The organism is Nitrobacter winogradskyi (genome assembly GCF_006539545.1).
Lineage (GTDB): Bacteria > Pseudomonadota > Alphaproteobacteria > Rhizobiales > Xanthobacteraceae > Nitrobacter > Nitrobacter winogradskyi_A.
This window is the reverse complement of record NZ_BJNF01000066.1, coordinates 22263-33699: the sequence shown is the minus strand read 5'-3', so window position 1 is coordinate 33699 and position 11437 is coordinate 22263. Positions and strand designations below refer to the sequence as shown.

Annotated in this window: 10 protein-coding genes; 2 read left to right on the top strand and 8 right to left on the bottom strand. The window is 63.0% G+C overall.

Annotated features, from left to right (window positions below; genetic code table 11):
- Positions 1 to 29: 29 nt before the first annotated feature.
- A complete protein-coding gene (locus NWI01_RS12155) occupies positions 30 to 443 on the bottom strand; it encodes a phasin (RefSeq protein ID WP_141384098.1) in 414 nt (137 codons plus the stop codon).
- A 215-nt stretch (positions 444 to 658) separates the two neighbouring features.
- Positions 659 to 1039 carry a phasin family protein gene (locus NWI01_RS12150; protein ID WP_141384097.1) on the bottom strand — a complete coding sequence of 127 codons (381 nt, stop codon included), beginning with the start codon at positions 1037 to 1039 and terminating at the stop codon, positions 659 to 661.
- Positions 1040 to 1300: 261 nt separating this feature from the next.
- Here NWI01_RS12150 and NWI01_RS12145 point away from each other — a divergent pair, with 261 nt between their 5' ends.
- Positions 1301 to 4318: a PAS domain-containing protein gene (locus NWI01_RS12145; RefSeq protein ID WP_141384102.1), complete on the top strand. Its 3018-nt coding sequence runs from the start codon at positions 1301 to 1303 to the stop codon at positions 4316 to 4318.
- Positions 4319 to 4622: 304 nt separating this feature from the next.
- Here the strand turns inward: NWI01_RS12145 and NWI01_RS12140 are convergent, their stop codons facing one another.
- The 3 genes from NWI01_RS12140 to NWI01_RS19345 form a co-directional block, all read right to left on the bottom strand.
- Entirely contained in the window at positions 4623 to 5273 is a 651-nt protein-coding gene (locus NWI01_RS12140) for a CoA transferase subunit B (RefSeq protein ID WP_141384096.1), read from the bottom strand.
- Between the two features lie 53 nt (positions 5274 to 5326).
- Positions 5327 to 6037 carry a CoA transferase subunit A gene (locus NWI01_RS12135; RefSeq protein WP_141384095.1) on the bottom strand — a complete coding sequence of 237 codons (711 nt, stop codon included), beginning with the start codon at positions 6035 to 6037 and terminating at the stop codon, positions 5327 to 5329.
- Between the two features lie 204 nt (positions 6038 to 6241).
- Positions 6242 to 6442, bottom strand: coding sequence for a hypothetical protein (locus NWI01_RS19345; protein WP_210242971.1), 201 nt, complete (start codon positions 6440 to 6442; stop codon positions 6242 to 6244).
- A 39-nt stretch (positions 6443 to 6481) separates the two neighbouring features.
- Here NWI01_RS19345 and NWI01_RS12130 point away from each other — a divergent pair, with 39 nt between their 5' ends.
- A complete protein-coding gene (locus NWI01_RS12130) occupies positions 6482 to 8422 on the top strand; it encodes an AsmA family protein (protein WP_244613740.1) in 1941 nt (646 codons plus the stop codon).
- Positions 8423 to 8471: 49 nt separating this feature from the next.
- Here NWI01_RS12130 and NWI01_RS12125 read toward each other — a convergent pair whose 3' ends face one another.
- The 3 genes from NWI01_RS12125 to NWI01_RS12115 are packed head-to-tail and all read right to left on the bottom strand — an operon-like array spanning position 8472 to position 11349.
- Positions 8472 to 9290 (bottom strand): ABC transporter permease subunit, encoded by an 819-nt coding sequence (locus NWI01_RS12125; RefSeq protein WP_181410462.1) that lies wholly within the window; start codon positions 9288 to 9290, stop codon positions 8472 to 8474.
- Positions 9290 to 10204 (bottom strand): ABC transporter permease, encoded by a 915-nt coding sequence (locus NWI01_RS12120; RefSeq protein WP_141384092.1) that lies wholly within the window; start codon positions 10202 to 10204, stop codon positions 9290 to 9292. The genes NWI01_RS12125 and NWI01_RS12120 overlap by 1 nt, the downstream gene beginning before the upstream one ends.
- Positions 10201 to 11349 (bottom strand): ABC transporter ATP-binding protein, encoded by a 1149-nt coding sequence (locus NWI01_RS12115; RefSeq protein ID WP_141384091.1) that lies wholly within the window; start codon positions 11347 to 11349, stop codon positions 10201 to 10203. Before NWI01_RS12115 ends, NWI01_RS12120 begins: the two co-directional genes overlap by 4 nt.
- Between the last annotated feature and the right edge of the window lie 88 nt (positions 11350 to 11437).

Genomic DNA, 11437 nt, shown 5'->3' with positions numbered 1-11437 from the left:
GACCGCTCTAGCGAGAGCAGGATCACTGATCAGGCGACAGGCTGGAACAACTTCGACGCGCCTGTCCGGACGGGCTCCCCGGTTTCCACCGCGATCTTCTGTGTCAGTTCAGTCAATTCCTTGGCCTGGGCCGCGAATGTCCCGAACTGCTTGCGGGTATGGGTGCTCCATAACTCGGTCGCATCAGACAACGACTTCGCACCGACCAGAGCCTGCAGAAAATCGAAACCGGCATTGGTGTTCGCCTGACCGAAATCGAGCAGTTTCGTGGAGTAATCATGCGCGCCTTTGGTCGCAGCGTTGAATACGGCCTCGATCGCGCCGTTGCCGTCCTGAGCTGCGTCCTTGAACCTCGCGTAGGTATCTCGCGCTTGCAAAACGCCCTTTTCGGCGAATGCACGCACCTGCTCGGGAACCTCAAAAGCATCGGCTGGATTGGTCATGGTCATAATCCTTTGCACGTTGTGAACGCAGCGTGATCGGCAGCAGCGGTTGGCCTGCTGCTCGGCCTGACGTGCGAGCCGAGCAGGCCTGTATCTGCTATCATCCTACCACGACATCTTTGTGCAACGCAACAATGTATTGCAACGCAAAACACCTTTCCGCCGATGCGCGCCAGGGCGGCAGGATTGTGACTTGGTAACGGCCTCCGCGAGTCTCAGGCTTGAGGCTTCCCGGCTCCCAGGGCGGCACGGCCCATGCTCTGCCCTATTTCACTGGCCTGCTCGGTCAAGGCCCTCATTTGATCCTGCACATATTCGGTGTTCAGCCGCATCACCTCGGAAAGGTCCCTCGCACGGACCAGTTTCTCCGCATAGTCCAGTGATGCGGTCATATTCTGCTGTGCGAAGGAGATTGCCTTACTACTGATATCTTGCACGCTGTCGCGAACCGCTTCGTTGCGTCCCTCGATGGAGTTCGCGGTTTGCTGGGTGCCGGCGAGAAAACTTTCGAGCGCCTTGCGCGCTTGCTCGAAACCCGCCTCTGCCATCGATCGCGTCTCGTTCGCAGCTTCAAAGTACCGTCCCTGTTCGCTCATGGTCCGCTCCCTATGATGGCTCTTTTCATGGGTTCCGTGCTCCGGTTCCCTGCATCACTCCAACGTGTCACCGACCGCGGAGGTCCATGACCACGGCCGAATTAAGGTTATCCCGGCTTTGCCGGGGATTTCGGGAGACGGGCCGTGGACCTCGGACAAGACGGACGCGATACTGACGATCTGTCAGGACTGCGGCCTTTCAAGCCGAGATACGCAGCCGGGGAATGCAAGAGCTCAAGGACATTCAACACGCCAGTGCCCATGAATAGCGCCGAGAATAGCGCCGATTTCCAGTTGCAGGGCATGACCGACCCACGGCTGGCCGTCCATGCGGCGAGCGCCATGCCCGCGTGGCTGTGGTCGCTGGACGGCGCGCGCATCCTGTGGGCCAATCCGGCGGGCGTCTCCATTGTCGGAGCGGCCGACGCCTCGGATCTTGCTTCGCGGGACTTCAACCTCGACGATCCACGCCGACGGCAGGTGACGCAACTCGCGAGCCGGCTGCCGCCCTCAGGCACGGTGCGGCTTGAACGAATGCGGGGCTATGCAGGGCTCGGAGGCCTTCTCACCTGCGCCTGCTCGCGGCTCGATTTTCCGGGCGTCGGCAGCGCCATCCTCGTCAGGGCGGTGGAGCGTGCCGGTCGCGGCATGACGTTGGCCGAGCGATTGCAGCAACTGGTAGCGGGCATCGATACGCCGGTCGCTGCATTCTCGCATGATGGGAGGTTCGCCGCCGCCAGCAACAAGGGACGGTCGCTGTTCGGCATCGGCAGCCTCTCCGAGGGCGGGCTTGACGACTTGCGCGATCACGCGCTGCGCGAGGGCCGCGCCGAGACCTCGATCGGACTATGGCGGTTGGTGCTGCAACGTGTCGGAAGCGGCGGCGATATCGGGCTTGTCGCTTTTCTGGAAAAGCCCCCCCCGGATCGCTCCCCTGATCAACCGCAACCTTTCGCCGAAACGGAAACCGGATCTCCGCTGCAAAACACCGAGACCGTTCTTCCCGCGCAAACGGTGCAGTCCCCGCCCGAGCCGGGTAACCGTCTGTCGCCCTCACCTCCAACGCGGAGGCGTCATCCCCTGCGCTTCATGTGGCGGATGGACGCCGAAGGCCGCTTCTCGATCGGATCCGATGAATTCACCCGCATCATCGGAATGCGGACAACCGCGGGATTCGGCCGGTTATGGAGCGAGATCACGGACGTATTTGGACTCGATCCTGAAGGCCGCCTCGCGCACGCGGTCCAAACCCGCAACACTTGGAGCGGCATCACGCTGCTTTGGCCCGTCGATGGATCGGACGCGCGTTTGCGTGTCGAACTGTCGGGGCTTCCGATCTACGACCGCACACGCAATTTCATCGGCTATCGCGGCTTCGGGGTCTGCCGCGATCGTGAAGGTTTGGCGCGGCTCACAGCAAGTCGGCGCAGCGAATTCTTGTTTAGCGAGACCTCCCATCCGGCCCCGGTGGACTCGGAAAATTCCGCCGACGACAAGCCTTCCGAACCCCTTCAGCAACCAACAGAACCGGACACCACCGTGGAAACGCCCAAGAATGTCCTGCCGTTCAGGCCTCCGGTCGACTTGAACCCGCCTCCCCTCACCCCCGTCGAGAACCACGCCTTCAATGAACTGGCGCGCCAGCTCTCGGCGCGGCTGGAGGGCGAGCCGGAAACCGCCGGGCCTGAGGATAACGCCGAGCCGCCGGTTGCGCCGGAGGCGTCTGAAACCATCCGAGAGCAGTCGGACGAACCGTCATCGCCCGAGCAACCCGCTCCGCGGCAGACCACCATCGCGCGCGACAGCCTGATCCTCGACCTCATTCCAACCGGCGTGATGATCCACCGGGCCGGCCGCGCGCTCTACGCCAACCCGGCTTTTCTCGCGCAGGTCGGCTACGAGAGCCTCGAGACGCTGCAAGAGGCAGGCGGACTCGATGCCCTGCTGGTCGAAGCCCGCATGGTTGAAGCCGACATGATTGAAGTCGACCTGCCCGACACCGTCGGCACGCCGCCCACGGGCTCTCCGGTCACGGTTTCGGTAACGCCGCCGTCGGGCGTGCCGCAACAGCCACTCACCGCCCGGCTTCTCGCGGTCTCCTGGGACGGCGAGCCCGCGCACGCCTTGATATGCGGCGGCGCATCGGCGCCCTCCCGCGTCGGCCACGCCACCGCCGAGGAGCTTGCCACCATCGTCGACGGGGCAGCCGAAGGCCTTCTGATGTTCGACGACGGCGGAAAAATCACCGCCTGCAACCACAGCGCCGAAGCGCTGTTCGGACTTTCCGGCGACACGCTCACCCAGCGCAATCTCGCTGATCTCTTCATACCGGAAAGCCAGGGTGCGGTGCGCGACTGTCTCAAGAGCCTCACGGACGGCGACGCAAACCTGCCCGATCACGGCCGCGAGGTGGTGGGCCGGATGGGCGAGGACGGCCTGATCCCGCTATCGATGACGATGGGCCGGACCCAGGCTGCCGGTCCCAACTTCTTCGCCGCGTTTCGCGACCTGTCGCAATCAAAGAAAGCCGAGACCGAGCTGTCGCAGGCGCGACGGCAGGCCGAGCGCGCGGCGAACGCCAAGGCCGACGTGCTGGCGCGGATCAGCCATGAAATCCGAACGCCGCTGAACTCCATCATCGGGTTTGCCGAGGTGATGATCGATGAGAAATTCGGCTCGCTCGAGAACGAGCGTTATATCGAATACATGAAGGACATCCGTGCCTCGGGCGAACGCATCATCACCTTCATCGATGATCTTCTCGACCTGTCGCGGATCGAGACCGGCAAACTTGATCTCGCCTTCGTCAACCAGAATCTCAACGACATCGTCGAGCAATGTGTCGCTGTGATGCAGCCGCAGGCCAATCGCGAGCGCATCATCATACGGACCTCGCTCGCGCACACGCTGCCGCCGATCGTCGCCGACGCACAGGCGCTGCGCCAGATCACGCTCAACCTGATCGGAAATTCGATCCACCTGGCCAATGCCGGCGGGCAGGTCATCGTTTCGACGGCGGTCAATGATTTCGGTGACGTGGCGCTGCGGGTGCGGGACTCCGGGCACAGCCTTAGCGAAGATGAACTGGCCGCGGCGACGGAGCCGTTCCGCACGCCGCCGCCGAGCGACCAGGCATCAAAAAGCGCGGGCGTCAGCCTGTCGCTCACCAAGGCGCTGGTGGAAGCCAATCGCGCGCAGTTTCACATCAAAACCGGACCACACTCGGGAACGCTGATCGAGGTGGTGTTCGCGCAAGCGAGCGCGCCACCCGAGGACTGACCTCGGGGCGGGCGCGCTTTCTCCGCGCTGCTATAGCGTTTTCGAGCGAAGCATGTCCTCGGGCTTGAGCCCTACGGATGGATACCGGTTCGCGTGAAGAAAGCGCGTCAAAACAATAATCCAGAGTTTCGCTTCTGATTCAATCAAAAGTGATAATGCTCGAGCATCGGACCCGAAAGTGGGAACCGGTTTCGGGATGAATCCGATGCTCAATCAATTAACTGGAGCGGTGGCGCTGATTCCATTTGACCGGCAGCCGCTCCAGAAGCGCAATGCCCTCGTCGCGCGGCTGTCGCGCACCGCCTCAGGCGTTTGGCAGCACGACGCCGAATTCGGCCTCGGTCCGGGCCCTGACCTCGTCGAGCGTGACGCCGTCGGCGAGTTCGATCAGCCTCATGCCCCCGTCGCCGTGCTTGTCGATGGTGAACACCGCAAGATCGGTCACGACCATATCGACAACCCGTTCGCCGGTCAGCGGCAGCGTGCATCGCCTGAGCAGCTTCGGAGCGTCCTTGGCGGAATGCTCCATCACGACGAGGACGCGCTTGACGCCAGCGACGAGATCCATCGCGCCGCCCATGCCCTTGACCATCTTGCCGGGGATCATCCAGTTGGCGAGATCGCCATTCTGCGCCACCTGCATCGCCCCAAGGATCGAGAGGTCGATATGGCCGCCGCGCACCATGCCGAACGAGTCGGCCGACGAGAAATAACTGGTGCTGGGCAATGCCGTGACGGTCTGCTTGCCCGCGTTGATTAGATCGGGATCCTCCTCGCCTTCATAAGGGAACGGACCCATGCCGAGCATGCCGTTCTCGCTCTGAAGCTGAACGTCGATATTGTCGGGAATAAAGTTCGACACCAGCGTCGGAATGCCGATTCCGAGGTTGACGTAATAGCCGTCACGCAATTCCTTGGCGGCACGCGCCGCCATCTGCTCGCGGGTCCAGGCCATGAGGTTCTCCTGTCACCTTGTCATCACTGCAAGGAGCTTGGTGCTTTTCGGGATCATGCCGCCGCCGGGCGTGGACGGGTATTGCGGAACTCGATGTGCTTCCTGGCGCCGCCGACCTCGACGATGCGCTTGATGAAGATGCCGGGGGTGTGGACGTGATCGGGATCGATCTCGCCCGCAGGCACCAGATGCTCGACTTCCGCGACGGTCACCTTCGCGGCGGTCGCCATCATCGGGTTGAAGTTTCGCGCGGTCTTGCGATAGACCAGATTGCCGGCGGCGTCGCCCTTCCAGGCGTGAACGATGGCGAGATCGGCGAACAGTCCGCGCTCCATGAGATACTTCTGGCCGTCGAATTCCTTCACCTCCTTGCCCTCGGCAATGAGCGTGCCGACGCCGGTCTTGGTGTAGAAGGCCGGAATGCCGGCACCGCCCGCGCGAATGCGCTCGGCCAGCGTGCCCTGCGGATTGAATTCAAGTTCCAGATCGCCGGCGAGATACTGCTGGGCGAAAAGCTTGTTCTCGCCGACATAGGACGAAATCATCTTCCTGATTTGCCGCGTTTCGAGCAAGCGACTCAGTCCTATGCCATCGACGCCGGCGTTATTGGACACGAATGTCAGATTTTTGACTCCCGAGTCACGAATGGCCTCGGACAGCGTTTCCGGGATGCCGCACAGGCCGAATCCGCCGGACATGATCATCATGCCGTCCCTGAGAAGGCCATCAAGGGCCGATTTGGCGTCAGGATAGACCTTTTTCATGAGCTGCGACCTGCATGGAGAATGGCGCCGCTTACCGGCGCGGGCAGAATGAAAGGTAGTTAGGCAAAATACGCGCGAGGCGTCAATTGGAGGCATAGAGCGTTTTCACGCGAAGCATGTCCTCGGGCCTGACCCGAGGATGGACACCGGTTCGCGTGAAGAAAACGCGTCAAAACAAAACTATAGAGCCCGCTTCTGATTCTATCAGAAGCGGAAAGACTCTAGCCGGTCCTGGCGACGCGAATTTGACAATCGCTGGCCACGGTGCAGCGATTGGCAGGCGAAGATCAAACACGCCGTGGCGGCCCCAAATGTGAAAATAGAACGATCGGCGGCCTTGAAAGCGTCAAGAAAACCAATCAAGTTGCGCGCGCCGCCGGGCACCACCCGACCGGCAGGCGTCACCCGATCCCGGACATGTTGATTGACGATGGCCCAAGGACGATGGCCCAAGGAATGAAGCGCCTGGGAATATCGGTCGCGGCCATTCTGGGAGTTGCGGTGATCGGCCTGACGGGACTGATCTCCATGTCTCGGCTGCTCGACCACGATGCCCTGCGAGACGCCGTCGAAACCCAGATCCGAACGGTGACGGGGCTTGATTTCGTCGCCGATGGCCGCATCGACGTCTCGGTTTTTCCCGGCAGCTATGTTTCCTTCCATGATGTCCGCATCAAGGGCAGCGACGCCGATGCGCCAGCGCTCAGCGTCGAGGCGCTGACCGCCAATCTGCGCCTGCTTCCACTGCTCATGCAGCGGTTCCAGATCGCCGACGTCATGTTGCTCCACCCTCACATCCGCGTTAAGCGCGCTGCCGATGGCCGTAGCAACTGGACCCCCTTCATGGAAACGATTGCGCGGAACATGAAGCCCGGCGCCGACAGCCCGCTCTCGTTCTCGGAAATCCGAATCCAGAATGGCGAACTCAGCTATGAAGACGGCGACGGCAGGATTTCCGAGAATCTCCGCGGCATCGACCTTTCGCTGGCGTGGCCCTCGATTTCCCGCTCGTTCGCAGCGACCGGACAATTCGACTGGCGTGGAGAGCGTGTCGACGGCAGCATCAGCCTCGGCGACTTTCTCGCGGCGCTGTCGGGCGAGCGGTCCGGCCTGAAGATCAAGGTCGCCAGTCCCCGGCTGAAATTCGCGTTTGACGGCACGGTCGCCAATCCGGTCAGCCTGATCATGGAAGGTACGCTGTCCGCCGACAGCGCTTCTCTGCGCGAGGCGCTGCGCTGGATCGGGCAGCCTCCTCCCGGCAGCGGCGGATTCGATCGTTTCGCGCTCAAGGCGCGCGCCAGCGTGATCGGCTCGTCGGTCGCGCTCACCAACGTCAACATCGAAATCGACGGTAACGTGGCCGAAGGCGTCATGACCTACGCCAACAACGGGCGGCAGACCCTGCAGGCCACGCTGGCTGCCGGCACGCTGGATTTCACGCCTTACGTCAAGACGATCCGGCTGCTCGCCAGCGGAGCCCGCGACTGGAACCGGCAACTGTTCGATCTGCACGCGCTGTCCGCCACTGACCTCGACATGCGGCTTTCGGCGGCGAAGGTCATCGTCGGATCCACCAGGCTGGGAAAAACCGCGCTCGGCGCCAACCTTCGCAACGGATCGCTGGCGCTCAGCATCGGCGAAGCGCAAATCTATGACGGCGTCGCGAAGGGATCGTTCGCCATCTCGCACGCCGAGGAGGCCGCCGATGTGAAGGCGCAGTTTCAGCTTATCGACGTCGATCTGCAAGCCTGCGTCAGCGATCTGTTCGGCACGGGCCGGCTCTCCGGACGCGGCAACCTGAATGTTTCGCTTGAGGCCAGGGGATCGAGTCCGTACGGACTGGCGCAATCGCTCGACGGCACAGCGGTTCTGACCGGTCACGACGGCGCCATCAGCGGATTCAATGTCGAGCAGCTGCTGAAGCGGCTGGAGCGGCGGCCACTCTCCGGCGGCGGCAGTTTCCGCAACGGAAAGACACCCTTCGACAAGCTGAATGCCGCCCTCAATTTCCACGACGGAGTCGCCGTCGCGACCGACGTGCGCATCGAGGGACCGGCAGCGCGCCTCACCCTGACCGGCACGGCATCGGTGCCTTCGCGGGACTACGATCTCAAGGGCACCGCAAGCCTAACCTCGGCGGGGGCCGACAATTTCGAACTGCCGTTCGTGGTGCAGGGTCCGTGGGACGATCCGCTGGTCTTCCCCGATCCTGAAAGCCTGATACGGCGATCCAAGGCGTCGGCGCCGCTGCTCGATGCGGTCAGGGACCGCAGGGCTCGCGATGCGGTTCGTTCGGTGATCGAGCGTCTGACGAATCATAAAGCGGGTTCCGGGGCAGACCTCCCCGATGGCGCGGGCGGATCCGGGACGTCGCATCCGAACTGACGTTCCTCGCAAGCCCTTCGTCAATCCCAGGCGCGCCTCGATCCGGCGCCTACAGGGGTGCTGCGTTTTCGCCCTGCCGGCTTGAAAGTTTCGAGACCAGAGACGCGGCCACGATGACCACGGCGATCGATCCGACGATCAACGTGCAGATCGCATTGATTTCAGGCTTCACGCCGAGGCGCACCTCCGAATAAATCCGGATCGGGAGCGTCGTCGAGCCTGGACCGGTGGTAAAGCTCGCGATCACCACGTCATCCATCGACAGCGTAAAGGCAAGCATCCACCCCGCGACGACCGATGGCAGGATCAACGGCAACGTCACCTTGACGAACGCCAGGAAGGGATCGCAGCCGAGGTCCATCGCGGCTTCCTCCAGGCTTCGATCGAGCGAGCCGAGGCGCGACTGCACCACCACGGTCACGAAGCACATGGTCAGCGTGGTATGCGCGATCGTGACTGTCCAGAATCCGCGCTGCGCGTCGACCGCAACGAACAGCAGCAGCAGGGACAGCCCGGTGATCACCTCGGGCATCACCAGCGGCGCGTACAGCATTCCCGAGAACAGCGTGCGTCCATGGAAGGAGCCCGCGCGCGTCAGGGCGACCGCGGCCAGCGTTCCCAGAATGGTCGCCGCCGTAGCCGACACCGCGGCGACCCGCAGGCTCATCGCAAGCGCGGACAACATGGCCTCGTCGTTGAAAAACGCCATGTACCAGCGCAACGACCATCCACCCCAGACCGTCACCAGCCGCGAGGCGTTGAACGAATAGATCACGAGAATGACGATAGGCAGGTACAGAAACGCCAGACCAAGCGCGAGCGACGTAATGTTGAACGGCGACAGTCTGGCGAGCGCCGGCCTTGCCATCATCGCGTCCCTTCCAGCCGGCGGCGCTGCACGCGCTCGTAAACGAGAAGCGGCGCCAGCAGCAGCACCAGCAGCACGACGGCGATCGCCGACGCCACCGGCCAATCGTGGTTGTTGAAGAATTCCAGCCACAGCGTCTGCCCGATCATCGGCGACGCAGACCCCGCGAGCAGATCCGGAATCACGAACTCACCGACAATCGGAATGAAACACAACAGCGCGCCCGCGCCGATCCCCGGCAGCGACAGCGGCACCGTCACCAGCCAGAACGTCGTCAGACGCGAGCCGCCAAGGTCGGCGGAAGCCTCAAGAAGCGCGGGATCGATTTTCGCCAATGTCGCGTAGAGCGGCAGGATCATGAAGGGCAGATAGGAATAGACCAGCCCGATATACATCGCCGCATCGGTGGACAGCCACACGACGGGCGCGCTGACGAGACGCAGCGCCATCAGCACGTTGTTCAGGATGCCGTCGTGCTGGAGAATATTGATCCAGGCGTACACGCGGACCAGAAACGAGGTCCAGAACGGCACGATCACCAGGATCATCGCAATCGGCTGCCAGCGTGCCGGCAGGCGCGACATGCCGTAAGCGATGGGATAGCCGATCGCGAGCAGGATCGACGTCGAGACCAGGGCGACGACGACGCTCCGCAGGTAGGACAGCACGTAAAAATGATCCGACGCAAGCAGCCTGAAATTGTCGAGCGACAGCGCCGCGATGGCCGCCTTGAGAGCAGCAATGCCCTCGGCCGGATCGAACACCGGCAGATAAGGCGGCTGCGCCATCACCGCGTGCGACAGGCTGATCTTCAGCACGAAGCCGAACGGCAGCAGGAAAAACAGCAACATCCATAAGAACGGCGCGACCGCCGCCCTGCGCGCGGGAGTGGCGAAAAGACGCCGCCCGCTCATCGGTCAAGCACCATGCAATCGTCCGGCGCGAAACACGCCACCACGCGCTGCGCCGTCTCGAAGGCTTCAGCCTCCCGCCGAACGGTGTTGGCGACCGATGCATGCAGCAGCGCGCCGCGATCGAGCCTGACCTGATAGCGGGTCTGGCCGCCAAGATAGCTGACGCCGGCAATGACGCCTTCCATGCGGTTGGTCCCGGCCGCATCTCCCGCATCGGGTGCCGCCTCGCCGCTCGACAGGCGAACCTTCTCCGGGCGTATCGCAACGCAGACCTGATCCGTCGTCAGCGCCTGCAAGGGCGTCGCCACCGTCACCGGTCCGGCGGACTGCGTCGCGACCGACATGCGGCCGCGACCGCTCGACTCCACCGCGCCATCGATGATGTTGATCCCGCCGACGAACTCGGCAATCCAGCGCGAATTCGGCGCCTCGTAGAGTTGTCGCGGCGTCGCCACCTGTTGCAGACGCCCCGCATTCATGACGCCGATGCGATCCGCCATCATCATCGCCTCCTCCTGATCATGGGTGACGATGATGAAGGTCATGCCGAGCCGGCGCTGCAGCCGCATCAATTCGGCTTGCGTGTTCTCGCGCAGCTTCTTGTCGAGCGCGGCCATCGGCTCATCGAGCAGCAACAGCCGCGGACGCCGGGCGAGCGCGCGCGCCAGCGCCACGCGCTGCCTCTGGCCGCCCGATAGTTGCTCCGGCTTGCGTTTTTCCATGCCATCGAGACTCACCAGCGCCAGCATCTCCGTGACCCGCGCTTCGATCCCGGCGCGCGGCAGGCCCGCTCGCCTCAGCCCGAACGCGATGTTGTCCCGCACGGACAGATGCGGAAACAGCGCGTAGTTCTGGAACATCATGTTGACCGGTCGCCGATGCGGCGGAACGCCGGATATGTCCTGACCGTCGAGAAGGATGCGCCCGCCATCAGGCGTCTCGAATCCTCCCAGCATCCGGAGCAGCGTGGTCTTGCCGCAGCCGCTCGGCCCCAGCAGCGCAAAGAACTCCCCCGTCCTGATGTCGAGCGACAGATGATCGACAGCGGAAACTTCGCCAAAGCGCCTGACGACCGCATCGACCTGCAACAATGGCTTGTCGGCCTGTGCCGTCGCTTCGAAATCACGTCTCTCCTCGTCCGTCATTCCATCCCGTCTCGTTTCGCGAGCATGATCCTGGCCTCCAGGGATGCGATCACATTCCATCGCGTGTTCTTGCGACTATCGAAATCAA